Below are 26,112 nucleotides of genomic sequence, written 5' to 3'. Positions count from 1 at the left end.
GATTAAACCTTAAATGTACATAACTAAAAGTTTTGTAGGCAAAAAAACATATGATTCACCTTTATTTGGGTTAAAACTATAGTTTTCTATGATAATGCAACAATTCTTCATCAGATGTAGGCAATGTTCCAATACCTTTTAGTTCAAAACCTAAACGCTCTAGTAGTTTTCTTGAGGATAGATTTTCTTCTAAAGTATAGGCACTTAGTTCAGCTAGACCATGATTCTCTTTCATTATTTCTACAAGCTTTGAAGTTGCTTCAAACGCATAACCTTTTCCTTCGTTAGAGGGCAAAAACGCAAAACCAATATCTGGTGTTTCTATACCTTCTCTATGGTAAACTCCGCAAGTACCAAGTTTTACGTTATCAGATTTTCTAATAATAACATTATTACCATAACCATGAGTTGCTATTTGAGGTAATGCCTTTTCAGCAATATAAGCTTCTGCAGCTTCAACAGTTCTTACATTTCTGTCACCAATAAACTGAATCCATTTAGGTGTATTCATTAATTCTAAAATGAATGGTGCGTCCTCTTTTGTTATTAGTCTAATGCGAAGACGATGGGTTTTGAATGAATCTTTCATTATTCAATTAATCTAAATACATTATTATTCTATTGGCTCGGAAAACCTTATTTTTACTTCCCAAAAAGTTTTTTCAATATACAGAATTTATACATGAAGTTATTCTCTAAAGAACAAATATACGAAGGTGATAAGCTTACGACTGAGCGTCAAAATATCTCTTCAACTGATTTAATGGAACGTGCAGGAACCCAAATTTTTAATTGGATTCATATGCGTATGCAAGGTGCACAAGTGCCAATTCATGTGTTTTGTGGTATAGGTAATAATGGAGGTGATGGTTTGGTATTAGCAAGACATCTATTAACTCATGGTTATAATGTGGTGACGTATATTGTAAACTGCAGTGATAAACGCTCTAAGGATTTTTTGATTAATTACGATAGAATTAAGACAGTAACTAAGGATTGGCCAAAAATGCTTAGTTGTTCTGGTGATTTTTCAAATGTTGTTATTGATGAAAAAGATATCATAGTTGATGCTGTGTTTGGTATTGGTCTTAATCGTCAGCCAAATGAATGGGTACAAGAATTATTTCAGAAATGGAGAGCGTCTAAAGCATTTACCTTATCTGTAGATATACCTTCAGGATTATATACAGACAAACCAATAGAAGATGAAAATGCGGTTGTGCATGCTAATTACACGATTAGTTTTCAGTCACCAAAGCTTATTTTCTTTTTGCCAGAAACTTCAAAGTTTACGGTACAATGGGAAGTTTTAGATATTGGTATTGATAGAGACTACCTGATGCAAACTGAAGCCGAAGCAGAATTAATTTCAAAATTTGAAGTTTTACCATTATACAAACCAAGAGAAAAATTTTCGCATAAAGGGGATTTTGGTCATGCTTTAATCGTAGGTGGAAGTTATGGAAAAATAGGAGCTGTTAATTTAGCGAGTAAATCAGCATTAAGTTCTGGAGCAGGTTTGGTTACAGCGTTTATTCCAAAATGTGGTTATCATAGTATGCAAGCATCTTTTCCAGAGGCAATGGTAATTACTGATAAAGATGAAGAACGAATCACTGATATTTCTTTTGATATAGAACCTAGTGTCGTTGGTATTGGTGTAGGATTAGGAACGGCTGATAAAACAATTAAAGCTTTAGAGTTGTTTTTGAATACTAATAAAACACCGCTTGTTATTGATGCAGATGGTTTAAACATCTTATCTAAAAAGAAAGTGTTATTAGAATTATTACCAGAACAAACAGTTTTAACACCACACCCAAAAGAACTAGAACGATTGGTAGGTGAGTGGACAGATGATTTTGATAAGCTTAAAAAAGTAAAAGCATTTTCTAAAAAGTATAAAGTTATCGTCGTTATAAAAGGTGCAAACACTATAACAGTTTTTGGAGACAAGCTTTATATAAATACAACAGGAAATCCAGGAATGGCAACAGCAGGAACAGGTGATGTTTTAACAGGAGTAATAACAGGCTTAATCGCTCAAGGTTATGAACCATTAGCAGCAACTATTTTTGGTGTGTATTTACATGGAAAATCTGCTGATATTTCTTTAGAGGATTATGGATATCAGAGTTTAATAGCGAGCCATATTATTGAAACTATAGGCGAAGCTTACATAGATTTATTCAAACAACCAGAACAAGAACAGCAGCAACAAGAACAACAAGAAGCATAATAGGTAATTATGGATAACTATCATATTATTTCATCTGAAGCTTTAGATATTGTAACCATTTACAACATTTTTAAGGATAATAAGAGGCTTAAACTTTCTGAAGCTTCTATTCAGAAAATAGAAAATTGTAAAACATATCTCGATAATAAATTAGCCAATAACAAAAATCCAATGTATGGCATTAATACTGGTTTTGGGTCATTATATAATGTTAAGATTTCAACTAAAGATTTAACTAAGTTACAAGAGAACTTGGTAATGTCTCATGCTTGTGGTACTGGTGATCGCGTGCCAGAATCTGTGGTTAAGGTGATGTTGTTGTTGAAGATTCAATCCTTAAGTTACGGTCATAGTGGAGTACAACTAAAAACGGTTGAGCGGTTAATAGATTTTTTTAATCACGATATTTTCCCATTTGTTTATACCCAAGGGTCTTTAGGCGCTTCTGGTGATTTGGCACCGTTGGCTCATTTGGCATTACCATTATTAGGAAAAGGAAGTGTTGTGCATGATGGTGAAAATTATGAAGCTTCAGAATTGTTAGAAAAATTCAATTGGGAACCGATAAAATTGGAAGCTAAGGAAGGATTAGCACTATTAAATGGAACGCAGTTTATGAGTGCTTATGGTGTGTATTTGCTCTTAATGTCTCATAAGACCTCTTATTTGGCAGATATAATCTCAGCAATATCCTTAGATGCGTTTGATGGTAGAATAGATCCATTTCATGATTTGGTACACGATGTAAGACCACATCCTGGTCAGCGTAAAGTAGCCAAACGTTTTAATGAACTTTTAGAAGGAAGCGAGTTAATTGCTAGAGAAAAAGAGCATGTACAAGATCCATATTCGTTTAGATGTATACCACAAGTCCATGGTGCAACAAAAGACACTTTAGACTTTGTTGAAAAGGTGATCTTAACCGAAATCAATTCCGTAACAGATAATCCAAATATTTTTTCAGAAGAAGATTTAATAATTTCTGGAGGGAATTTTCATGGGCAGCCTTTGGCTTTAGCTCTAGATTATTTAAAAATAGCTATGGCAGAAATCGGCAATATTTCTGAACGTAGAATTTTTCAATTAGTATCTGGTTTACGAGGCTTACCAGCCTTTTTGGTTGATAATCCAGGATTAAATTCTGGCTTTATGATACCTCAATATACTGCAGCGAGTATAGTTAGTGCTAATAAGCAATTAGCATCTCCTGCAAGTATAGATAGTATAGTGTCTAGTAATGGACAAGAGGACCATGTAAGTATGGGAGCAAATGCTGCTACGCAAGCTTATAATCTTATTAGAAATGTAGAGCGTGTTATTGCTATAGAATTGATGAATGCATCACAAGCCCTTGAGTTTAGAAGACCAATGAAAACATCACTATTATTAGAGTCTTTTTTAGACCATTACAGAAAAGTAGTGCCTTTTATAAAAGAAGACGAAGTATTGCATGATGATATAGAAGCTTCTATTCAATTTTTAAAAGATGTAGATATTGAAGTAGAAGAATTATTTCTAAACAATTATGGAGTAGAGAAGCATTAAAAAGTACAGCTAATTATCCTTCAAGGATAATATCATTTGCCCATTTAATGGCATCATCTAGTTTAGTGAATATTTCAAACGGTTTTCCAAAAAACATTTGTTCTATTTGTGCATTAATCTTTGCTTGATATTTATCTGAAACAACAGCAAATCCCTTTAAGTATTTAACCTTTGTAGCTCTAGGATATACGCTGGGGTCTACAGAATAAGAGTTTACTCTATGGGTAATGTACACAAAAGGTTTGCTGAAATGATTTTCGATTACTTCAATCAAAGCCTCATTGTGGAGATGGTCTAAGTGTACACCTTCGTTAATTTTAGCAATAACATATCTATCGTAGAAAGAAAGTGTACAAAACTTTAATTTTACAACAGTTTCTTGCATTTTTAGAACAGTTTTATGTCTTAAGATAAAAAAAACTCCTCAAAAAATGAGGAGTTTTAACTTAAAATATTAAAAAGTCTTAAGATTCTGTAGGTTTACTAGAGCTTTTAACTTTGATTTTTAACTCATCTTTTTTAGTATCCAAATCCATGGTAATAGTATCACCTTCTTGGATTTTAGCATTAATGATTTCTTCCGCTAATGCATCTTCTACATACTTTTGAATTGCTCTGTTTAGTGGTCTTGCACCATATTGTTTGTCAAAACCTTTTTCCGCTATATAATCCTTGGCTTTATCCGTAAGTACCAAATCGTAACCTAACTCTTTAATACGTTTTACGAGCTTAACTAATTCAATATCAATAATTTTATCAATATCTTCTTTTTCTAGAGCGTTAAACACTATAACATCATCAATTCTATTTAAAAACTCAGGCGCGAAAGCTTTTTTAAGTGCATTTTCAATTACTCCTTTAGCATATTCAGTTTCTTGGGCTTCCTTAGCTGAAGTACCAAATCCAACACCAGTACCAAAATCTTTAAGTTTACGAGCTCCTATATTAGAAGTCATAATTATGATAGTATTTCTAAAATCAATCTTACGACCTAAGCTATCTGTTAAATAACCATCATCAAGAACTTGTAATAGCATATTGAATACATCTGGATGCGCTTTTTCAATTTCATCTAAAAGAACTACAGCATAAGGCTTACGTCTAATTTTTTCGGTAAGTTGTCCACCTTCTTCGTAACCAACATATCCTGGAGGTGCACCAATAAGTCTAGATACAGCGAATTTTTCCATATACTCACTCATATCTATTCGCACTAAGGCATCGTTACTGTCAAATAATTCGCTAGCTAAAACCTTTGCTAATTGCGTTTTACCAACACCAGTTTGTCCTAAAAAGATAAATGAACCAATCGGTTTGTTAGGATCTTTAAGACCTGCCCTGTTACGTTGAATAGCTTTTACAACCTTAGCTACTGCTTGGTCTTGTCCAATAACACGTCCCTTAATAAGCTCTGGTAAACTTGCTAATTTATTAAGCTCAGTTTGAGCTATTTTATTTACAGGAATACCAGTCATCATGGATATAACATCTGCAACGTTATCTTCCGTGACAATTTCTCTGTGTTGCTTTGTTTCTTCCTCCCATTTTTCTTGAGCGGTTGCTAATTCCTTTTCAAGACGTTTTTCGTCATCTCTTAGTTTAGCAGCTTCTTCATATTTCTGTTTCTTAACAACACTGTTTTTAGTTTCCTTAACTTCTTCAAGTTTTTTCTCTAGTTCAATGATTTGTTTAGGAACATCAATATTGGTAATGTGCACACGAGAACCTGCTTCATCCAAAGCATCAATAGCCTTGTCTGGTAAGAAACGCTCTGTCATGTATCGATTTGTTAACTTTACACAAGCCTCAATAGCTTCAGGTGTATAGTCAACATTATGATGTTCTTCATACTTACCTTTTATATTGTTTAATATTTCAATTGTTTCCTCAACTGAAGTTGGTTCAACAATTACTTTTTGAAAACGACGCTCTAAAGCACCATCTTTTTCTATATATTGTCTGTACTCATCTAGTGTAGTTGCACCTATACATTGAATTTCGCCTCTTGCTAATGCAGGTTTAAACATGTTAGAAGCATCTAAACTTCCTGTTGCTCCACCAGCACCAACAATGGTATGAATTTCATCAATAAAGAGAATGATGTCATCGTTCTTTTCAAGCTCATTCATCACGGCTTTCATGCGCTCTTCAAATTGACCTCTATATTTTGTGCCAGCAACTAAACTTGCTAGATCTAAAGTAACAACACGTTTATTAAAAAGTGTTCTGGATACCTTACGTTTTACAATACGTAGTGCTAAACCTTCAGCAATAGCAGATTTACCAACACCAGGTTCACCAATTAAAAGCGGATTATTCTTTTTACGTCTACTTAATATTTGTGAAACACGCTGTATTTCTTTTTCTCGACCCACTACAGGATCTAATTTACCTTCTTCGGCAAGTACGGTTAGGTCTCTACCAAAGTTGTCTAAAACTGGTGTTTTAGACTTTTTATTTGTTTTACCAGGCTGACTTCCACCGAAAGGATTTTGCTTAGCATCATCCTCTTCATTTATCTCATCATCAGAATATGATTCGGCTTTAGGTTCGTCTAGGTAATCATCTTCGCTTGTAATCATAGATTTAAATTCGTCTTTTACATTATCATAATCAACTTTAAGCTTGTTTAATAACTTAGTAGTTGGGTCATTTTCATTTCTTAATATGCACAATAATAAATGTGCTGTGTTTATAGAAGTGCTCTGAAACAATTTTGCTTCTAAAAATGTTGTTTTCAAAGCACGCTCAGCTTGCCTTGTGAGGTGCAAGTTTTTCTTTTCGTTTGATGTAGTAACGATGTTTGGATTAGCTGGACTTAAAATCTCAACTTTACGTCTTAAATGATTTAAGTCTACCTCTAATGCACTTAGTATATCTATAGCCTTACCATTGCCATCTCTTAAAAGACCTAACATTAAATGTTCTGTGCCAATAAAATCATGACCTAGGCGTAAAGCTTCTTCTTTGCTAAATGCTATAACATCTTTAACTCTTGGGGAAAAATTATCATCCATAGTAAACTCCTTTCTGCATTAAAAATAGTAAAAACATATTATCTAAATGGCAAAAACCATACCTTAAATAAAATGGTTTAACGAATAGACTAAAAAAGCATTTTAAATCAAAGCAAATTTAATGATACTTATTAACGAAAAAGATATCAAAAATTGTTAATAAAAACTCTTAAAATTAGCTTTTGAAATCACTTTAAACACTACTGAAATGCTTATATTAGCACGTTTTGAAAACCTAGAAAAATTCTAATAAATTTTATATATGGCAGAAGGAGAAAAACTCATTCCGATTAACATTGAAGATGAAATGAAATCAGCCTACATTGATTATTCAATGTCGGTCATTGTGTCACGTGCGTTACCAGATGTAAGAGATGGCTTAAAACCAGTTCATAGACGTGTGCTTTACGGTATGCACGAATTGGGTGTTAGAGCAAATACAGCCCACAAAAAATCAGCAAGAATTGTTGGTGAGGTATTAGGTAAGTATCATCCACATGGTGATACTTCGGTTTACGATACAATGGTACGTATGGCTCAGGAATGGAGTTTAAGATATATGTTAATAGACGGCCAAGGTAACTTTGGTTCAGTGGATGGTGATAGTCCTGCAGCAATGCGTTATACAGAGGCTAGAATGCAGAAGATTTCTGAAGAAATGTTAGCAGACATTGACAAAGAAACCGTTGACCATAAACTTAATTTTGATGATACTTTAGAAGAACCAACAGTTTTACCTACGCGTATTCCCGGTTTATTAGTTAATGGAGCTTCTGGTATTGCAGTTGGTATGGCAACAAATATGCCACCTCACAACCTCACGGAAGTTGTAAACGGAACCATTGCTTATATAGATAACAATGATATAGAGATTGATGAGTTAATGCAACACATCAAAGCACCAGATTTCCCAACAGGTGGAACTATCTATGGTTATGATGGTGTTAAAGAAGCGTTTCATACAGGTCGTGGTAGAATCGTAATGCGTGGTAAAGCCAATATCGAAGAAGTAAATGGACGTGAGTGTATCATTGTAAATGAAATACCTTACCAAGTTAACAAAGCAGATATGATTAAAAAGACTGCTGACTTGGTTAACGATAAAAAACTTGAAGGTATCTCTACCATTAGAGATGAATCTGATAGAAAAGGAATGCGTATCGTCTACGTTTTAAAGCGTGATGCTATTCCTAACATTGTACTTAATAAATTATACAAGTACACAGCCTTACAATCATCATTTAGTGTAAATAATATTGCCTTAGTAAAAGGTCGTCCTCAACTTTTAAATCTTAAGGATTTAATTCACTATTTCGTAGAGCACAGACACGAAGTAGTTGTAAGACGTACACAATATGAATTACGCAAAGCTGAAGAACGTGCTCACATTTTAGAAGGTTTAATCATCGCTTCTGATAATATTGACGAAGTAATTGCTTTAATCAGAGCATCTGCAAACGCTGAAGAAGCTAGAGAAAAATTAATTGAACGTTTCAAGCTTACTGAGATACAAGCTAAGGCTATCGTAGAAATGCGTTTACGTCAGTTAACAGGTCTAGAACAAGACAAGTTAAGAGCAGAGTACGAGGAGTTAATGAAAACTATAGAAGACCTTAAAGATATCTTAGATAAAAAAGAGCGTCGTATGGATATCATTAAGCAAGAGCTTGAAGTTATCCGTGATAAATATGGTGATGAGCGTCGTTCTGTAATTGAATATGCTGGTGGAGATTTAAGCATTGAAGATATGATTCCAGATGAAAAAGTAGTCATCACTATTTCTCACGCTGGCTATATTAAACGTACCTCTTTAACAGAATACAAAACCCAAAATAGAGGAGGAGTTGGTCAAAAAGCATCAACAACACGAAATGAAGATTTCTTAGAGCACCTATTTGTTGGTACAAATCATCAGTATATGTTATTCTTTACTCAAAAAGGAAAATGTTTCTGGATGCGTGTCTATGAAATTCCAGAAGGTTCTAAGACCTCAAAAGGTAGAGCTATTCAAAACCTTATTAATATAGAACAAGATGATAAGGTAATGGCGTTTATCTGTACACAAGACCTTAAGGACGAGGATTACATCAACAGTCATTATGTCATAATGGCAACGAAAAAAGGTCAGGTTAAGAAAACATCATTAGAACAATATTCTAGACCTCGTACTAATGGAATTAATGCAATTACTATTAAAGAGGGTGATGAATTATTAGAGGCTAAGTTAACAACTGGTGAAAGCCAAGTAATGTTAGCCCTTAGGTCGGGTAAAGCCATTCGTTTTGAAGAAGCAAAAACAAGACCGATGGGTCGTAATGCTTCGGGTGTTAGAGGTATAACTTTAGCAAATGATAATGATGAGGTAATAGGAATGGTTGCTGTTAATGATTTTGAAAGTAATATCTTAGTAGTGTCTGAAAATGGTTACGGAAAACGCTCTAGTTTAGATGATTATAGAATTACTAATAGAGGTGGAAAAGGTGTTAAAACCATTTCTATCACTGACAAAACAGGTAATTTAGTAGCAATTAAAAACGTTTCTGATGAGGACGATTTAATGATTATTAATAAGTCTGGTATTGCAATTCGTATGGAAGTTGCAGATTTAAGAGTGATGGGAAGAGCAACTCAAGGTGTAAAGCTTATCAACTTAAAAGGTAATGATTCTATTGCTGCAGTTGCTAAAGTAATGAAAGATGATGATGAAGAAAATGTTGATGAATTAGATGCTGAAAACGCTGATGAGCAAACAACAAATGAAGATGGCACGGCTATTGATAATAATGAAACTGAAAACTAAAAATTAACAACATAAACTATTTATTACAAATGAAAAAATTAATGACATTAGTGCTTGTTTTTACAGTGACAGCTATGTCTTTTGCTCAAAAAAATGAAGTGAAAGCTATGGAAAAAGCACTTAAAAATATGAATTTTGCTGATGCCAAGTCTGCTATGTCTGTAGCAGAAGGATTAATAAGCAACATGGATGATAAAATGAAGGCTAAGTTTTTATTTTTAAAAGCAAAAGCTCTTTATGCAAATGGTGCAGGTTCTGATAGTGACGTTGATAGTGCAATAGCAACTTTAACTGAATTAAAGAATCACGAGTCTTCAATTGGAAAGCTAAGATATACAGAACAAGCTAATGAAATGAAGACAGAAATTTACAACTCATTTCTGAAAAAAGCTAATGAAGCTTTTAACAATAAAGATCTTTCTGTAGCTTCTAAAGCTTACGAAAATATTTATAAGATATCTCCCAAAGATACTGTATATCTTTATAATGCAGCTTTACTTGCAGCTCAGAATAATGATTATGATACATCATTAAAACATTTCATTAAGCTAAAAAATCTTGGTTTTACAGGTATAAAGACGAATTATGTAGCAACTAATAAAGAAACTGGTGGTGAAGAGTTTTTTCCTGAAAAAGCGAATAGAGATTTTGCTGTAAAGACTTTAAAAACCCATATTAAACCTGAAGATAGAAAAGAGGAGTCAAAACGAGCTAATATTGTTAAAAACATAGCATTCATTTATGTTTCACAGGGAAATAATGAGAAAGCTTTATCTGCAATTGATGATGCTAGAAATGAATTTCCTGATGATAATAATCTCATACTAACTGAAGCTACGATTCAAATAAAGGTTGGCAATAACGACAAAGCTTTTGAATTATTCAAAGAGGCTCTTAAAAGAGACCCTAATAATCCAGATTTAAATTATAACGTAGGTATTACCGCAATGGAAGTGGAGCAATATGAGGTTGCAAAACAAGCATTTGAGCAGACCTTAAATATTCAGCCTGATTACGCTAATGCAGCATTAAATCTTTCATTTTTAGAAGTTAATAAAGGTAATGCTATGAATGACGAAATGAATACATTAGGTAATTCGGCTGCAGACAATAAGCGTTATGATGAACTTAAGGCTCAAAAGAATGAGTTGTTTAAAGCTGGTGCAGAAATTTTAGAAAAGTTTGTTAAGAACAATCCAAATTTAATGAACGCAGATATTTACAACCAGTTGGCTAATATATATAGTGCGCTTGGTGAAATGGATAAATTCAAAACTAATAAAGATATAGCAAAAGCTATTGAAGCAGGAAACTAAGATCTTTGCTTGTAGGATAAAAAAAGCGACTTTATTAAAGTCGCTTTTTTTATTATATAATTTTCTTGATTACTCTTAGCCTGTGTGTATGGGTATTCTTGTCAATATTATAAATACCGCTGTGATCTAAACGATCAATTCTAACTTTGCCATGTGCATGTATAATATAATTATCTTTCATTATTATACCAACATGAATAATATCACCTTCTGCATTATCAAAAAAAGCCAAATCTCCAGGTTCGCTTTCTTCAATAAAACTTAAGGCTAAACCCTGAGTGGCTTGCTGGGACGCATCACGTAATAAATGATAGCCATTAAGCTTATATACCATTTGTGTAAAACCAGAACAATCAATTCCGAAAGGAGATTTTCCTCCCCATAAATATGGTGTGTTTAGATATAAAAAAGAGGTGTCAATAATTTTTGATTTTTCACTTTTTTCGGTAATCTTATTGCCTTCAAACTTTTGATTTAAAAGATTTAAACAGTTTAGGTCTGAGCCTAATGGAATAGGATATATACTATTAGCATTATCAGATACAAACTGTATTAAATCTTTTGACAAGGAAATATCAGAATTAGCTAATTGGCTATATTGATTTTCTTCAATCTCAAGATACTGTTTATTATCTATCCAGCCTTCATATTTATCGTATGCAAAACGAATGCGACTCCATTTTTTACGCTGTTCTAATACTTTAAAAAAGTCACCATACAATGCCTGAGTTACCATCTCACTGGTATCAGCAGGCTCAAATCGTATAGGTACAATGCCTAGATTGCAAACTCCGTATTGCATAGAAGATATTTAAGCGCGTTCTAATACCATTGCAGAAGCGCCACCACCACCATTACAAATAGCAGCTGCACCAATTTTTGCATTGTTTTGTTGTAAGACGTTTAATAAAGTTACTAATATTCTGGTACCAGAACAGCCAAGGGGATGTCCTAAAGAAACTGCACCACCATTCACGTTAACTTTATCGTCAGATAATCCTAAAATTTTCATATTTGCTAAGCCAACAACAGAAAAAGCTTCATTAAATTCAAAGAAATCCACATCACTTAATTCTACATTGGCTTTAGCTAACGCTTTAGGTAATGCTTTGGCGGGAGCAGTAGTAAACCACTCTGGTTCTTGAGCAGCATCTGCATAACTTTTTATAGTCGCAAGAGGTTTTAAACCTAACTCTTCAGCTTTTTCTTTACTCATAAGTACTAAAGCCGCTGCACCATCATTAATGGTGGAAGCATTTGCTGCAGTTACAGTTCCGTCTTTAGTAAAAGCAGGACGTAAGGCTGGAATTTTTTCCATCTTTACATTAGTGTATTCTTCATCTTTATTAATAACTAAAGCATCACCACGACGTTGAGGGACTTCAACAGGAATAACTTCATCGTCAAATTTCCCAGCTTCCCAAGCTGCTTTGGAGCGTTCATAAGATTGTATCGCAAATGCATCTTGGTCCTCTCTGCTAAAGTTGTACTCTTCTGCACAAGCGTCAGCACAAACACCCATAGCGTTGTTATCATATGCATCGACTAAGCCGTCTTTTTGCATGCCATCTACTAAAGTAGCAGGTCCAAACTTTGTAGCACTACGTGCATGGTAATAATGTGGAATAGCACTCATATTTTCCATTCCTCCGGCAACCATAATATCAGCATCACCAAGACTAATGGCTTGTGCTGCTTGCATTACAGCTTTCATACCAGATGAACATACTTTATTTATTGTTGTGCAAGGAACAGTATTTGGAATTCCAGCGAATATAGCTGCTTGCCTCGCTGGTGCTTGTCCTGTACCAGCTTGTACTACATTACCCATTAATACTTCATCTACCATTTCTGGTTTTAAGTTTATTTTGTCTAATGCACCTTTTATAGCAACAGCTCCAAGTCTTGGTGCTGGTACACTAGATAAACTCCCTAAAAAACTTCCTATTGGTGTTCTAACGGCAGATACGATTACTACGTCCTTGTTCATTGTTGATTTGTTTAAATTAGTTCTCGCGAAATTAATGATTTTTTGAGATATTTCGGAATGTATTGCAGATTATAGATGTTTTAAATTTTAATATTTGTTACATTTGATTTTATATGAAGGAACTTCTAAACAAATGGTATAAAAATCATGCATTAGTATATAAAATACTTTTGTTCTTATTGACTACATTGTTTATAGTTTATTTATTTCCTAAGACAGGTAAGTTTAGGTATTCTTTTGAAAAAGGAAAACCTTGGCAGTCCGAAAACTTGTATGCACCTTTTAATTTCGCGATTCAAAAGACTCAACAAGAAATTAATGAAGAACAGCTTGAAATTGAAAATAATGCTTCCGTTTATTTCGATATTGATCTAGAAATCCCAAAGGCCCTAAAGCTGAATTACATTACTAAATTCAATGAGGTTTTTAATGATTCTATTTCCTCCAAAAAAAATCTATTCAAACAAGGTACTGATATAATTGAGACCTTGTATGAAAATGGAATTTTAGATACTGACTATCCGTATTCTAATGATAAACCTGTTGTATTGGTTGCTTCTAATACGGTTGAAAAACGTTTAGAGTATAAAGGTCTGATAGAAATAAACCAACTTCGTGATCGGCTTGAGAGTTATTTGACTAATTCAACTTCTTCTGAGAATAAAAATAGAATGATATCTCTGTTTTTTGATATCATTAAACCTAATGTAACATTAAATGAAACTCTTACAAAAACTACATTAGAAGAAGAGCTTTCTCAAATAGCATTAACTCGTGGAAGCATAGATAAAGACCAATTAATTATTTCTAAAGGTCAAGTAGTAGAAGATGAGGAATATAATATTTTAAAATCACTTAAATCCGAGTATGAATCTCAAGTTTGGAATACAGCTAATTATAATTGGGTTCTTGTAGCCTATACATTATTAGTTGCTCTAGCACTTTTAATGTTATTGCTGTTTTTGCAAAAATACAGGTTGGAGGTTTTTCAAAATAACACCAAAGTAACCTTTATTTTTTTTAATATAGCTCTGATGATATTGCTCACCACTTTGGTGATTAATTATAATTCTCAATACATATACGTGGTGCCATTATGTATATTGCCATTGGTATTAAAAGCTTTTTTTGATGCGCGACTTGGTTTATTTGCACACGTACTTACGGTTTTGCTTTTAGGCTTTATAGTACCTAACAGTTATGAGTATATGTTTCTGCAAATTATTGCAGGAATCGTGACTATATTAACAGTTTCAGAGTTATATAAACGTGCCAATCTTTTTATATCAGTTGGTCAAATAACGCTTATATATATCATTGCTTATTTTGCCTTTTTCGTAATCCACGAAGGGCAAATAACGACTTTGAAGTGGGATACGTTTGGATTATTTATTCTATGTGGTTTGGCAACACTTTTCGTTCAGCCACTTATATACATTTACGAAAAGATATTTGGGCTTGTATCTGATGTATCACTTTTAGAATTATCAGACACCAACACAAAGCTTTTAAAAGAATTATCTAACAAAGCACCAGGTACATTTCATCATTCATTAAATGTTGCCAATTTGGCTGAAGCTTCTGCAAATGAAATTGGTGCAAACGCTATGTTGGTTAGGGTAGGCGCTTTGTATCATGATATAGGTAAAATGAAGAATCCAACCTATTTTACAGAGAATCAAAGTAACGGTATTAATCCTCATGATGAATTGTCAAGTAGAGAAAGCGCAACGATTATAGTAGATCATGTGTTGAATGGTATTGAAATCGCAAAAAAATATAATTTACCAGATCGTGTTATTGATTTTATTAGAACGCATCATGGTACCAGTGTTGTTTATTATTTCTACATGAAGGAGAAAGCTGAAAATGATGCTATAAAAATTGAAGAATTCTCATATCCTGGCCCAAAACCATTTAGCAAAGAAACAGCTATTTTAATGATGTGCGATAGTGTTGAGGCCGCATCAAAAAGTTTAAAAGAGCCAACTACAACGAAGATTAATGATTTTGTTGAGAATATCATTAATAAGCAAATGGAAAGTGGACAATTCTTAAACGCTAATATTACTTTTAAGGAAATTCAATCTATCAAAAAAGTAATAAAACACAAACTTGCCAATATCTATCATTTAAGGATAGAGTACCCAGAATAAAACAAAAAAGCCACACTATTACAAGTATGGCTTTATGTGATCGCGACAGGATTCGAACCTGTGACCGTCTGCTTAGAAGGCAGATGCTCTATCCAGCTGAGCTACGCGACCATTCAAGAGATGAACTCTGAAATTCAATAAAAAGTCGGGGTGGCAGGATTCGAACCTGCGACCTCCGCGTCCCAAACGCGGCGCGATAACCGGGCTACGCTACACCCCGAAAATTGGTTATCTTGTTGCGGAGAGACCGGGATTCGAACCCGGGCAACACTTACGCGTTGACAGATTAGCAATCTGCTCCATTACCACTCTGGCACCTCTCCAATAAATTTTATAAGAACGTTTCTTAAAATTGCGGATGCAAATGTAACTTATCATATTAATTATCGCAACAATTTTTTTGAGTTTTTTAATTCAAATACCCTAATACTTTGAAAGAGTATAGAATATGATTAATTTTATTGTCATATGTCGAAATATTCTAAAGATAGAGCCTTTACTAATTATGTCCACACAAACTTAGCTATTCCTTTAATTTATAATCCCTTAGACTGGTCGGAAGTACAATTGAGAAAGGATTATTCAAAGTATATCGATATGATGGATGGTATTGATTACGTTTTTCGAAAAGGAAATACTATAATGAGCGTTCAGGAGCGATTTAGAGAAAAACAATACCAGAGTTTTACAGATTTTACAATTAGATATCGCAGAGACTCAAATAAAATTGAAGAACGACACGAGTCTGAGTACTATAAAATGAAAGCTCACTATTTTACCTATGGAATAATTGACAGTTCTAAAAATGAGACTCATAAGGCATCAGCATTTATAAAGTATGCAATAATTGATTTAAAAAAAGTTTATCAAAAGTTAGACGAAAAGAAAATTTATATTTCTGATAACGGTAAAAATAAATGTGAAATAATTGATGGTAATCGTCTAGAGTGTCCTGTAAAATATAATTCAGATGGGTCATCATCCTTCTTTCCAATTGATATTTCGTATTTGGTTAAACTTTGGGGAGGCGATATGTTGGTTACTCAAAAGGGTTTTTTGTAAAACTAACTTTAACGAAATTTTACTATTATAAATCTAACTTTTTCAATAGCTTCGTTAAGCTATGTCAACAGAAAAAAGACTTATCAAATTCACCAAAAAAGGAATTTACTGTCCGCAAGGTAAATTTTATTTAGATCCTTGGTATCCTGTTGATTATGCTATTATTTCTCATGGACATGCAGATCATGCACGATGGGGAATGAAACGTTATTTATGTACTGATGATTCAAAGGCCATTTTACAGTATCGCTTAGGTGCTGACATTATTATTGATAGCATGTCGTATGGTAAGGAAATTAATATTAATGGAGTGAAGGTGAGTTTTCATCCTGCAGGTCATGTCATAGGTTCAGCGCAAATACGTTTGGAGTATAAGGGCTATGTGGTCGTTTTTACAGGTGATTATAAAACACAACCTGATTTTATAACAACACCTTTTGTATCTGTAAAGTGCAATACTTTTATTACCGAAAGTACTTTCGGACTGCCCATTTATAACTGGAAATCCGAAGAGACTTTACAAAATGAGTTGCAATCGTGGGTAAAAACGAATCAACAAAACGATAGAACGTCTGTTTTTCTCGGCTATTCCTTAGGCAAGGCACAGCGTTTAATGTCTTTATTAGATGGTTGTGATGATATCTATGTGCACCGTTCTATTCATAATTTAAATAACGCTATTTCTGGCTCAGGAATTAAATTGCCAGACACCAAACTATGGTCGGCAGATTTTGATAAGAAAATACTTCAGAATAAAATCATTATTGCACCACCAGCAATTTTGGGCTCTCGAATGCTAAAACGTTTACCAAATCCTGCAACAGCCATTTGTTCTGGATGGATGCAAATAAGAGGTAATAGACGTTGGCAAGCTGTCGATGCTGGCTTTGCTGTAAGTGATCATGCGGACTGGAATGGATTGATAAATGCCGTGAAAGCATCAGAAGCTGAGCAAGTTTATGTAACCCATGGCTCTCAAGCCGTATTTTCGAAATATTTAAATGAAATTGGCATTAAAGCAGATGAGCTAGTCACCGATTATGGAGATGAAGCCCTTGTAAAAGCTGAAGCAGAAACCGATAAAGTGACTGCCGAATGAAGCTATTTTCTAATCTCATCAGTGCAATAGAAATCACAAATAAAACCAATTCTAAAATAGAAGCTCTGGTCAATTATTTTAAAATAGCACCAGATAAGGATAAACTTTGGCTCATTGCTTTATTTACTGGTAAGCGACCATCGCGTCCAGTAAAAACAACCTTAATGCGCGAATGGTGCATGGAGATTACCAAATTACCAGAATGGATATTCTTAGAAAGTTACAGTGCTGTTGGTGATTTAGGAGAAACCATGGCACTCTTACTACCAGCACCAACACATAAACTCGATTTGTCCTTACACGAATGGATGACCGAACTCAAGGCTTTAAAACCAAAATCTGAAGACGACAAAAAAGCCTTTGTTCTTGAAGCTTGGTCTGGTCTAGACCAACAAGAACGATTGATTTTTAATAAGCTTATTGGTGGAAGTTTCCGGATTGGTGTTTCTAAAAAAACGTTAGTTAATGCCTTATCAAAATTAACGAGTATTGATGCCAACCAACTCATGCACAGTATTATTGGTAATTGGGATATCGATTCAATAACCTTTGAAGAACTCATTCATGGAAAACACATCAATTATGATAATTCTAAACCCTATCCTTTCTGTCTGGCTTATGCTTTGGAAAAAGAATTACCTGAATTAGGCGAGCCAAATGTTTGGATTGTAGAGCAAAAATGGGATGGCATTCGTGGTCAAATTGTAAAACGTAATAATGAAATTTATATCTGGTCACGAGGCGAAGAGTTGGTCACCAAGCAATTCCCAGAATTGGTAGAAGCCATGCTGAATTTTAAGGATGACTTTGTTATCGATGGTGAAATTCTGGCGATGAAAGACAATGATGTATTGTTATTCAACGATTTACAAAAACGCCTTAATCGCAAGAATGTGACCAAGAAACTTTTAGAAGAAGTTCCGGTTGGGTTTAAGGCTTACGATATTTTAGAATACAATGGTGATGACATTCGTGATGTGGCTTTTATTGACCGTCGTAAACGTTTAGAATCTTTATTTAATTCAGTGGCCTTACCAGAGCATATCAAATTGTCTTTTCTGGTGGATTTTAAAAAGTGGGAAGAACTTTATACCATAAGAGATAATTCAAGGGCTATCAATAGTGAAGGCTTAATGCTAAAAATGAAGCAATCGCCATATCATTCAGGTCGCAAAAAAGGCGATTGGTGGAAATGGAAAGTCGATCCATTAACTATAGATGCTGTGATGATTTATGCCCAAAAGGGAAGTGGTAGACGAAGTTCTAAGTATACAGACTACACCTTTGCTGTTAAAAAAGATGATGCTTTAGTAACGGTTGCAAAGGCCTACTCAGGTTTAACAGATAAAGAAATCACTGAGATCTCTCAATGGGTCAATAAAAATGCCATTGAACGATTTGGACCTGTAAGAACGGTTAAGCCAGAACTTGTTTTTGAGATTGCTTTTGAAGGTATTGCGCTAAGTAACCGTCATAAATCAGGAGTCGCCTTGCGATTCCCACGTATTGCAAGATGGCGTAAGGACAAACCAGTCGAAGAAATCGATACTATAGAAACTGTAAAACAATTAATAACCGCACCTTGAGTCAGTTCAGAGAAAGCGAAGGCCTACGTATAATAAACAATTGGATGGCGGAAAGAGGTCATGCACCTTTTCCGTTCCAAATGCAGACATGGCAACGCTATGCTAATGGTTATTCGGGTATGGTGGTTGCACCAACGGGTTTTGGTAAAACCTTTTCGGTTTTCTTAGGCGTTGTTATAGATTATTTGAATCATCCAGGTAAGTATCCAAAAGGCTTAAAATTACTCTGGATTAGCCCCTTACGTTCTTTGGCTAAAGACTTGGCCAAGGCTATGACGGAAGCTGTGGAAGATATTGGTCTAGACTGGTCTGTGCAGGTTAGAAATGGTGATACACCAACTGCAGTAAGGCGTAAGCAAGAACGCTTAATGCCAGATGTGCTTTTGACCACACCAGAAACCATGCATCTACTATTCTCCCAGAAAAAGAATTCCAGATGGTTTAAAGGAGTTAAATGTGTAGCTATTGATGAATGGCATGAACTGATTGGTAATAAACGCGGTGTACTCACAGAATTAGCCATTTCACAATTGAGACACTATTCACCAAAACTGAAAATTTGGGGAATCACAGCGACTATTGGTAATCTTGAAGAAGCAAAGCATGTACTTCTGCCATATTCAGATTTAAAAGTCACTCAGGTTACGGCTAAGCAAAAAAAGAAATTAGACATTATTTCGGTCTTACCCGATGAAATTGAGGTGTTACCTTGGGCTGGCCATTTAGGTGCTAATATGGTGGATAAAATTCTTCCGATTATAGCTTCAAATACGACGACTTTAATTTTTACGAATACACGAGGACAAGCAGAGCTGTGGTATCAGCTTTTACTGAATGCGCAACCAGATTTGGCAGGACTTTTAGCCATTCATCATGGTTCAATTGATAAGAAACTGAGAAATTGGATTGAAGATAATATCGCTTCAGGTTATTTAAAGGCCGTGGTTTGTACGTCTTCTTTGGATTTAGGTGTTGATTTTAAACCTGTCGATTGTGTGATTCAGATTGGTTCTGTTAAAGGTGTAGCACGCTTTATGCAACGCGCAGGACGCAGTGGCCATTCACCATTTGAACGGTCCAAAATTTATTTTATTCCAACACATTCTTTAGAGTTGGTGGAAGTTTCTGCATTGAAGGAAGCAGTGAAAGACAAGCAGGTCGAATCTCGTGATCCAATGGTATTAACGTTCGACGTTTTGGTGCAATTCATGGTCACCTTGGCTGTTGGTGAAGGCTTTAATTCAAGTGAATTATTTCAACGTGTTCAGCAGATACATGCCTTTCAATATCTCACAGAAGATGACTGGCGATGGTGTTTACACTTTATTACAAAAGGCGGAAAGACTTTAAATTCTTATGAAGAATTCCATAAGGTCATTTTAGATGAAGATGGTTTGTATAAGGTAAAAAGTCGACGCATTAGCATGTTGCATCGTATGAATATTGGCGCTATTGTTAGTGAAGTCAATGTAATGGTGAAGTACATGTCTGGAGGTTATATTGGTATGATTGAGGAGTTCTTTATTTCGAAATTAAAACCGGGTGACAGCTTTATTTTAGCAGGTCGAATATTGGAGTTGGTTCAGATTAAGGATATGACCGTTTTAGTACGAAGAAGTAAGGCCAAGAAGGCCGTTTCACCGAGTTGGTTAGGTGGACGATTGCCCTTAACATCGCATTTAAGTCATTATTTGAGGTTGAAGCTATCAGACGCCTTACAACCAGGACGTTTGGAGAAAGAACTACGATTTTTGAATCCTTTAGTATCTCGACAAGACGAACACTCTCACATACCAAAAGCCGATGAGTTTTTAGTGGAGTTAATCGAAACCAAAGACGGTCATCATTTATTTATGTATCCTTTTGAAGGCCGTTTGGTGCATGAGGTATTTTCGGCATTGATGGCTTATCGCATTAGTAAGCTGAAACAACTGACCTTTACCATAGCCATGAATGACTATGGCTTTGAATTGCTGAGTGATCAACCTATTCCAGTTGATGAATCAAATATTGAAGCCTTGTTGAGTAAAGACAATTTAATGGATGATGTTACTGCCAGTATTAATGCTTCTGAAATGGCATCACGAAAATTCAGAGATATCGCTGTAATTGCTGGTTTGGTGGTGCAATCGCAACCAGGTACACGTAAGAATAATAAAAGTTTACAATCGTCTTCAGGACTTATTTTTAGGGTTTTGGAGGATTACGAGCAAGATAATTTGTTATTACGACAAGCTTATACAGAGGTGTTTAATCAACAGTTGGAAGAGGCAAGGTTACTGCAAGCTTTTGAGCGTATTTCAAAGAGTAAGATTGTTGTAAAGCACGCCAAATCTTTTACACCTTTGAGCTTCCCCTTGAAGGTAGATAGCTTACGAGGTACTATGAGTAATGAAAGTTTAGATAAACGCATTCAACGTATTAAAGAACAGGCGTTTAAAATCGATTAATACGTCAGTTCGAGTGTTCCGAACTTGTTTCGGAATGTATCGAGAACAACGTAAAATTCTATTCTCGATACTGTTTTTCTCATTTTGATTTCGAAAAATCACTCGAATTGACGAATTTCACTTTTGTATTGAAAATTGTAATCGAACATATCACAATTAAAAATGAGGAATTAATCCTTACAAATCAACGTGCGTTGTATTGGCAACGAGAAGATGCTTTGATATTATCAGATGTTCATATTGGAAAAACAGCACACTTTAGAAAACATGGAATACCCATGCCAGATGATGTGTTGCAAAAAGACTTAGAACGCTTAAAACAACTCATTCTACATTTTGATGCCAAGACACTCTTAATTGTTGGTGATTTATTTCATGCAGAACGAAATAGTGATATGACCACTTTCAAGACTTGGCTTGCTCAATTTTCAGATTTAAAATTGGTATTGATAAAAGGAAATCATGATAGACAATCTAAAAGACTAATGGACGATTTAAATATTGAGGCTATAAAGCAACTAGAATTAGAACCTTTTGTATTTCTTCATGAACCTTTAGAAAATAAGAAGAGCCATTTTACAATATCAGGCCATACACATCCAGGAGTATTAATAAAAGGCAAAGGCAGACAGAAGATTAAGTTGCCATGCTACCAAATCACTGAAAATCAAATGATTTTGCCTGCTTTTAGTTTATTTACAGGATTAAATACTAGTGATCTTACTGAAGGCGTAGTTCAATTTGCCTTTACAGATTCTTCAATTTTTAAAATTCAATAAAAAAATGCATTTCGTCGAATAATTTGTGCATTTTATCGGTATTTTAAAAAATCTTTTATATGTTTGTCTTCCCAAATTGATTGTTAGGGCTTAATGCTTTAGCAACGAAACTATTAACCGATGAAAAACCTACTTAAAAGTACACTTTTAGTGTGTCTGGCATTAACGCTATTTACTTGTACGTCAGACCCAAGCGGAAATGACATTTCTACTGATTTAACTCCTAGCCAGCTTAATGACCCTTGTGTGGATCAAGATCCAATTACACGAGTTATTAATAATGGTACTGTTACTGTTGATTTTAAAGTTGTTGACAGCGATGGTGTAGTGTTAGTAGATATTCCTGGTATACCAGCAAGTACAACAACATCTTGGGCTAGCTTTGAAGAAGGAGAGGTGCTTTTTTCAATAGATAGTAACCAAACTCTTGTAAGTGATGATAAGGTTTTGCTTAATATGGATTCTTGTATGGCATACGAGATTGAGATTAATAGCAATAATGAAATAGTGTCTTATATTCCTACTATACTTTAGTACATAAGACTATAATTTTGGTATTGTTTATATCTGTAGTAAAAAACAGATAAGAGGAGCCACCATCTTTTATTTTGAGTTTTTTTCTAATATCACTTACAGATATTGGAAAATTACGAGTGGTGACATTTGCCTTTTTTATGCCTGATTTAGCAAATTCTTTTTTGTTGAATGGGATGACTTTTTCTATCTTGAATCGTCTTCCAGGGAAATTTATTAGTTCATAAGAGGTGTACAAATGCGAATGCTTGTGTAGTTTACTTACATTAAGAGTACTTGATATAATGTTAAACGCTCCTGCCTTTAATACTGCTGAATTTGGTTCATACAAATAGGTGAGAGGTTCAGAGTATTCTACTAAAGCTTTATATTCATCACAATAGTTGAATTTAAAAGCTTCGTTTTCGTCCTTTTTAAGATTGATGGTCTTAATTTTTAGCTCATCCTTGTAATCTCTTTCTAAAATCCAAAGAAGTTCTTTTACTTCATTATTAACTGCAACAATATGAAGTTCTTTTACTTGGTCTAAATCATTTTTCGTAGCAGAAATATCCAATAAAGGAGATGTTTTTATCATCACGTTTTTTGCATACTTAAAAAACAATCCTTGGAATGTTTTTACATTTGGAGTACAATCTGAGAGCAGGAAAACTTTATTTTTAGAATCGTCTCTTCGTGAAGGGTCAATATAAATCCAATCAAATAGTTTATCAATAGATTTTAAGGCATCTATACCATTTTTATTAAGGCAGGTTATGTTAGTAACATCAAGTGCTTTATAATTATGCTTTACAATTTCAGAAAGTTCTGCGTTTATTTCACAATGTGTTATAGCTTCAATTTGTTTTGAAAAATAGTAAGCATCAACACCAAAACCACCTGTGAGATCTATTAGAGATTTTCCAGATACCAAATCGGCTTTATACTTTGCGGTGATTTCTGATGAAGTCTGCTCAATATTTAGCTTGTTAGGATAGTAAATATTTTCAGTATTAAACCAAATGGGTAGCTTTTGTTCGCATCTTTTTTTGGCTTCAATCTGTTCTATTATAAGTTTTTGGTCTATAGCTGTAAAAGGTATTCCTTTGAGTAATAAATCTGAAATATTGGATTTTAAATTAAAATTTATAAAACCTTGTATTTCAATATTTAAAATATCTTTATTCAAACTAAAACTATAAACCCTTTGTAAGTTTGTTTACAATTTTATGACCAGACAAAAACTCTTTTAAAATAACCTTTATTGCAGTATATGCAGGCACAGCGACAATCATACCTACAATACCAAATAAAATACCAGCAATGATAATTATTAAAAAGATTTCTAAAGGATGAGATTTTACACTTTTGGAAAATATAAAGGGTTGACTAAAGAAATTGTCGACCAATTGCGCAATGATAAATCCAATCATTACATAAGTTGTTTTTGGTAAAATAACATCACTAAAATTTTCACCTAAATTACTTGACATACTCAGTATTAACATCAAAAAACCACTTACCAAAGGGCCAACATAAGGCACTAAATTTAATAGCGCACAAAGGAAAGCTATAACAACTGCGTTATCAATACCAAAAATGAGTAAAACAATAGTGTAGATAACGAAGAGAATTAAAATCTGAAATATAAGCCCAACAAAATAGCGAGACAAAAGGTCTTTTATCTTATTCCAAGAGCGCTTAGAGCGTGTTTCGTTTCCTTCTGGTACAAAAGTCATCATGCCATCTTCAAACAATTTGCTGTCCTTTAAAAAGAAAAATGAAATAAATAATACCGAAAACAAACCAATACTAAAACTTCCCAATCCGCTAACCAAGCTGTTGAAGAAATTTGGAATTAACGAAAAATCGAGTTTTGATAGTATGTTTGAGTCTTTTATTGATTGCTCAACATCGATGTTGTTAAACTCAAAATAGGTAACGATCTGTTGGTATAAATTATCAAGATTACGTTCTAGTTGATCAAAATCTAAAAGTGCTAAATTCTTACCTTGGTCTGTTATAAGAGGAATAAACATACCAATTAATCCACCGAGCAAACTAATAAACAATAACATGGTTACAACAACTGCTATGGTGTTGTTGAACTTTAATTTGCGTCTAAGAAATAGCACAATTGGTCTACCTACTAATGAAATTACAGCAGCAATGGCTATGTAAACTATTACAGATTGTATTTTGTATAGAAAGAATAAAACCAAGGCAATACCTAGGAGAATTCCTAAGGCTCTTAAGATGCCATTTGCAATGATTTTTGAGTTCTGATTCATATCTCAAAGATGCTGAAATAAATTCAGCAAGGCAAATTTAAGAATTAAGTTGTTTGGTAAATTCATAAAGAGTGATGCTCGTAGCTTGAGCAACATTCATGCTGCTGTTATTTCCATACATATTTATGTGAACAACAGCATCGCATTGTTCTAAAACAAATTCTGAAACTCCAAAGTTTTCATCACCAAGAATTAAGACTATTGGTTTATTGGTTTCAAGTTTGTAAGAGTTTAGCTCTGTACTATTTTTTGTAATTTCTAAAGCAATGATTTGGTGTGTTTCTTTTAGCTGAAGGATAACATCATCAATCTTTTCTTCAATTCTGTGGTTCACATATTTTTCGGTAGAACGCGATGTTTTGGTCATGCGCCTTCCGATAGGAATGTTATCTCCGCAAAAAATAAGTTTTTCAATATTAAATGCATCTGCAATACGAAATAAGCTTCCAATATTTGGTGCATTGGTAATGTTATCACAAATTAAAGTGATGGGATGCTTTTGCTTTTTAAAGTTAGAAGTGTAGTGGGTGAGTTGCATATCTAGATTTTAGAAATTAGACTTGAGATAAGAGAAGTTTTGTTTTTCAGAATAAACAAGTCTCATATCTGGTGTCTATTATCTCATTTCTAATTTTCAAAAACATATTTCATAATATTCGCTCCCATTTTTAGTGCTTTTTCACGCACATCTTCTGGATCATTGTGTACTTCAGGGTCTTCCCAGCCATCTCCTAAATCACTTTCAAAGGTGAAGAGTAAAACTAATCTATCTTCATAAAAAATTCCAAAAGCTTGTGGAGCTTTACCATCATGCTCATGGATTTTAGGTAAACCATTAGGGAATTCGTAAGCTGCGTTGAATATTTTGTGATCTTTTGGTATTTCTTTCAACTCGTTATTAGGAAAAACCTTTTTTAGTTCTTTGGTAATGTACGGCTCCATACCATAATTGTCATCAATATGAAGAAAACCACCAGAAATGAGATATTTTCTTAAGTTTTCTGCATCATCATCACTAAAGAACACATTGCCATGACCTGTCATGTGTAAAAACGGATACTGAAAAATGTCTGTACTACCAACTTCTACAGTTTGTGTGTTTTCATTGATATTAGTGTCAATATTATCGTTACAAAACTTTACCAAATTAGGTAGTGCTGTAGGATTGCTATACCAATCGCCACCACCTTTATACTTTAACACAGCTACATCTTGAGCAAAAAGTGAAAAAGTAAAGAGTGTAAGGAATAGAACTATTAATTTTTTCAT

At 34.1% G+C, this 26,112-nt stretch carries 20 protein-coding genes and 3 tRNA genes; 11 read left to right on the top strand and 12 right to left on the bottom strand.

Features of this window, described 5'->3' with window-relative positions; all coding sequences use genetic code 11:
* Positions 1-76 precede the first annotated feature (76 nt).
* Positions 77-589 carry a GNAT family N-acetyltransferase gene (locus ACXAFS_RS07765; RefSeq protein WP_475306237.1) on the bottom strand — a complete coding sequence of 171 codons (513 nt, stop codon included), beginning with the start codon at positions 587-589 and terminating at the stop codon, positions 77-79.
* A 93-nt stretch (positions 590-682) separates the two neighbouring features.
* On the opposite strand from ACXAFS_RS07765, the gene ACXAFS_RS07760 reads away from it, so the two are divergent.
* Both ACXAFS_RS07760 and hutH read left to right on the top strand, forming a co-directional pair.
* Positions 683-2,239 (top strand): NAD(P)H-hydrate dehydratase, encoded by a 1,557-nt coding sequence (locus tag ACXAFS_RS07760; RefSeq protein ID WP_475306236.1) that lies wholly within the window; start codon positions 683-685, stop codon positions 2,237-2,239.
* Between the two features lie 9 nt (positions 2,240-2,248).
* Positions 2,249-3,784 (top strand): histidine ammonia-lyase, encoded by a 1,536-nt coding sequence (gene hutH / locus ACXAFS_RS07755; RefSeq protein ID WP_475306235.1) that lies wholly within the window; start codon positions 2,249-2,251, stop codon positions 3,782-3,784.
* 13 nt (positions 3,785-3,797) lie between these two features.
* On the opposite strand, the gene ACXAFS_RS07750 is transcribed toward hutH, so the two are convergent.
* Together ACXAFS_RS07750 and ACXAFS_RS07745 are read right to left on the bottom strand one after the other, a co-directional pair.
* Positions 3,798-4,169, bottom strand: a complete 372-nt coding sequence (locus ACXAFS_RS07750) for a hypothetical protein (protein ID WP_475306234.1) — start codon at positions 4,167-4,169, stop codon at positions 3,798-3,800.
* A gap of 79 nt (positions 4,170-4,248) precedes the next feature.
* Entirely contained in the window at positions 4,249-6,801 is a 2,553-nt protein-coding gene (locus ACXAFS_RS07745) for an ATP-dependent Clp protease ATP-binding subunit (RefSeq protein WP_475306233.1), read from the bottom strand.
* A gap of 262 nt (positions 6,802-7,063) precedes the next feature.
* On the opposite strand from ACXAFS_RS07745, the gene gyrA reads away from it, so the two are divergent.
* Both gyrA and ACXAFS_RS07735 read left to right on the top strand, forming a co-directional pair.
* Entirely contained in the window at positions 7,064-9,601 is a 2,538-nt protein-coding gene (gene gyrA, locus ACXAFS_RS07740) for a DNA gyrase subunit A (RefSeq protein WP_475306232.1), read from the top strand.
* Between the two features lie 29 nt (positions 9,602-9,630).
* A complete protein-coding gene (locus ACXAFS_RS07735; RefSeq protein WP_475306231.1) occupies positions 9,631-10,917 on the top strand; it encodes a tetratricopeptide repeat protein in 1,287 nt (428 codons plus the stop codon).
* A 52-nt stretch (positions 10,918-10,969) separates the two neighbouring features.
* Here ACXAFS_RS07735 and ACXAFS_RS07730 read toward each other — a convergent pair whose 3' ends face one another.
* Both ACXAFS_RS07730 and ACXAFS_RS07725 read right to left on the bottom strand, forming a co-directional pair.
* Positions 10,970-11,719, bottom strand: coding sequence for a C40 family peptidase (locus ACXAFS_RS07730; protein WP_475306230.1), 750 nt, complete (start codon positions 11,717-11,719; stop codon positions 10,970-10,972).
* Positions 11,720-11,728: 9 nt separating this feature from the next.
* Positions 11,729-12,907: an acetyl-CoA C-acyltransferase gene (locus ACXAFS_RS07725; RefSeq protein WP_475306229.1), complete on the bottom strand. Its 1,179-nt coding sequence runs from the start codon at positions 12,905-12,907 to the stop codon at positions 11,729-11,731.
* A gap of 113 nt (positions 12,908-13,020) precedes the next feature.
* Between ACXAFS_RS07725 and ACXAFS_RS07720 the strand changes: the two genes are divergently transcribed.
* Positions 13,021-15,063: an HD family phosphohydrolase gene (locus tag ACXAFS_RS07720; RefSeq protein ID WP_475306228.1), complete on the top strand. Its 2,043-nt coding sequence runs from the start codon at positions 13,021-13,023 to the stop codon at positions 15,061-15,063.
* A gap of 37 nt (positions 15,064-15,100) precedes the next feature.
* Here ACXAFS_RS07720 and ACXAFS_RS07715 read toward each other — a convergent pair.
* The 3 genes from ACXAFS_RS07715 to ACXAFS_RS07705 all read right to left on the bottom strand — a co-directional run bounded on the left by ACXAFS_RS07715 (position 15,101) and on the right by ACXAFS_RS07705 (position 15,386).
* A tRNA-Arg gene (locus ACXAFS_RS07715) sits at positions 15,101-15,174 on the bottom strand.
* A 34-nt stretch (positions 15,175-15,208) separates the two neighbouring features.
* Positions 15,209-15,283: transfer RNA gene (locus ACXAFS_RS07710), tRNA-Pro, on the bottom strand.
* A 19-nt stretch (positions 15,284-15,302) separates the two neighbouring features.
* Positions 15,303-15,386, bottom strand: a tRNA-Ser gene (locus ACXAFS_RS07705).
* Positions 15,387-15,531: 145 nt separating this feature from the next.
* Between ACXAFS_RS07705 and ACXAFS_RS07700 the strand changes: the two genes are divergently transcribed.
* From ACXAFS_RS07700 to ACXAFS_RS07675, 6 genes are all read left to right on the top strand, one after another.
* Positions 15,532-16,125 carry a hypothetical protein gene (locus ACXAFS_RS07700; protein ID WP_475306227.1) on the top strand — a complete coding sequence of 198 codons (594 nt, stop codon included), beginning with the start codon at positions 15,532-15,534 and terminating at the stop codon, positions 16,123-16,125.
* Positions 16,126-16,186: 61 nt separating this feature from the next.
* Complete coding sequence (locus tag ACXAFS_RS07695; protein WP_475306226.1) at positions 16,187-17,224, top strand: ligase-associated DNA damage response exonuclease; 1,038 nt, start codon at positions 16,187-16,189, stop codon at positions 17,222-17,224.
* Positions 17,221-18,810, top strand: a complete 1,590-nt coding sequence (locus ACXAFS_RS07690) for an ATP-dependent DNA ligase (protein ID WP_475306225.1) — start codon at positions 17,221-17,223, stop codon at positions 18,808-18,810. Before ACXAFS_RS07695 ends, ACXAFS_RS07690 begins: the two co-directional genes overlap by 4 nt.
* Positions 18,807-21,260 carry a ligase-associated DNA damage response DEXH box helicase gene (locus ACXAFS_RS07685; protein ID WP_475306224.1) on the top strand — a complete coding sequence of 818 codons (2,454 nt, stop codon included), beginning with the start codon at positions 18,807-18,809 and terminating at the stop codon, positions 21,258-21,260. Before ACXAFS_RS07690 ends, ACXAFS_RS07685 begins: the two co-directional genes overlap by 4 nt.
* Before the next feature lie 128 nt (positions 21,261-21,388).
* Positions 21,389-22,039, top strand: a complete 651-nt coding sequence (gene pdeM / locus ACXAFS_RS07680) for a ligase-associated DNA damage response endonuclease PdeM (RefSeq protein ID WP_475306223.1) — start codon at positions 21,389-21,391, stop codon at positions 22,037-22,039.
* 120 nt (positions 22,040-22,159) lie between these two features.
* Positions 22,160-22,573 (top strand): hypothetical protein, encoded by a 414-nt coding sequence (locus tag ACXAFS_RS07675; RefSeq protein WP_475306222.1) that lies wholly within the window; start codon positions 22,160-22,162, stop codon positions 22,571-22,573.
* On the opposite strand, the gene ACXAFS_RS07670 is transcribed toward ACXAFS_RS07675, so the two are convergent.
* The 4 genes from ACXAFS_RS07670 to ACXAFS_RS07655 form a co-directional block, all read right to left on the bottom strand.
* A complete protein-coding gene (locus ACXAFS_RS07670) occupies positions 22,563-23,741 on the bottom strand; it encodes a THUMP-like domain-containing protein (protein WP_475306221.1) in 1,179 nt (392 codons plus the stop codon). The two genes, ACXAFS_RS07675 and ACXAFS_RS07670, sit on opposite strands and share 11 nt — an antisense overlap.
* A 7-nt stretch (positions 23,742-23,748) precedes the next feature.
* Complete coding sequence (locus ACXAFS_RS07665; RefSeq protein WP_475306220.1) at positions 23,749-24,843, bottom strand: AI-2E family transporter; 1,095 nt, start codon at positions 24,841-24,843, stop codon at positions 23,749-23,751.
* A gap of 37 nt (positions 24,844-24,880) precedes the next feature.
* Positions 24,881-25,381, bottom strand: a complete 501-nt coding sequence (locus tag ACXAFS_RS07660) for a TrmH family RNA methyltransferase (RefSeq protein ID WP_475306219.1) — start codon at positions 25,379-25,381, stop codon at positions 24,881-24,883.
* Between the two features lie 89 nt (positions 25,382-25,470).
* Positions 25,471-26,112, bottom strand: a complete 642-nt coding sequence (locus ACXAFS_RS07655; protein WP_475306218.1) for a DUF4159 domain-containing protein — start codon at positions 26,110-26,112, stop codon at positions 25,471-25,473.

It is taken from the genome of Winogradskyella sp. ABM4_392 (genome assembly GCF_056160445.1).
The sequence above is the reverse complement of the archived record's forward strand: the minus strand, read 5'-3'. Positions and strand labels throughout refer to the sequence as shown.

Bases quoted from the DNA above. Each gene is read 5' to 3' on its own strand.
- ACXAFS_RS07660 (WP_475306219.1), bottom strand. From the start codon at position 25,381: ATGCAACTCACCCACTACACTTCTAACTTTAAAAAGCAAAAGCATCCC.
- ACXAFS_RS07765 (WP_475306237.1), bottom strand. From the start codon at position 589: ATGAAAGATTCATTCAAAACCCATCGTCTTCGCATTAGACTAATAACA.
- gyrA (WP_475306232.1), top strand. From the start codon at position 7,064: ATGGCAGAAGGAGAAAAACTCATTCCGATTAACATTGAAGATGAAATG.
- ACXAFS_RS07725 (WP_475306229.1), bottom strand. From the start codon at position 12,907: ATGAACAAGGACGTAGTAATCGTATCTGCCGTTAGAACACCAATAGGA.
- ACXAFS_RS07750 (WP_475306234.1), bottom strand. From the start codon at position 4,169: ATGCAAGAAACTGTTGTAAAATTAAAGTTTTGTACACTTTCTTTCTAC.
- ACXAFS_RS07730 (WP_475306230.1), bottom strand. From the start codon at position 11,719: ATGCAATACGGAGTTTGCAATCTAGGCATTGTACCTATACGATTTGAG.
- ACXAFS_RS07700 (WP_475306227.1), top strand. From the start codon at position 15,532: ATGTCGAAATATTCTAAAGATAGAGCCTTTACTAATTATGTCCACACA.
- hutH (WP_475306235.1), top strand. From the start codon at position 2,249: ATGGATAACTATCATATTATTTCATCTGAAGCTTTAGATATTGTAACC.
- ACXAFS_RS07760 (WP_475306236.1), top strand. From the start codon at position 683: ATGAAGTTATTCTCTAAAGAACAAATATACGAAGGTGATAAGCTTACG.
- ACXAFS_RS07735 (WP_475306231.1), top strand. From the start codon at position 9,631: ATGAAAAAATTAATGACATTAGTGCTTGTTTTTACAGTGACAGCTATG.
- ACXAFS_RS07745 (WP_475306233.1), bottom strand. From the start codon at position 6,801: ATGGATGATAATTTTTCCCCAAGAGTTAAAGATGTTATAGCATTTAGC.
- ACXAFS_RS07665 (WP_475306220.1), bottom strand. From the start codon at position 24,843: ATGAATCAGAACTCAAAAATCATTGCAAATGGCATCTTAAGAGCCTTA.
- ACXAFS_RS07690 (WP_475306225.1), top strand. From the start codon at position 17,221: ATGAAGCTATTTTCTAATCTCATCAGTGCAATAGAAATCACAAATAAA.
- ACXAFS_RS07720 (WP_475306228.1), top strand. From the start codon at position 13,021: ATGAAGGAACTTCTAAACAAATGGTATAAAAATCATGCATTAGTATAT.
- ACXAFS_RS07695 (WP_475306226.1), top strand. From the start codon at position 16,187: ATGTCAACAGAAAAAAGACTTATCAAATTCACCAAAAAAGGAATTTAC.
- ACXAFS_RS07675 (WP_475306222.1), top strand. From the start codon at position 22,160: ATGAAAAACCTACTTAAAAGTACACTTTTAGTGTGTCTGGCATTAACG.
- ACXAFS_RS07655 (WP_475306218.1), bottom strand. From the start codon at position 26,112: ATGAAAAAATTAATAGTTCTATTCCTTACACTCTTTACTTTTTCACTT.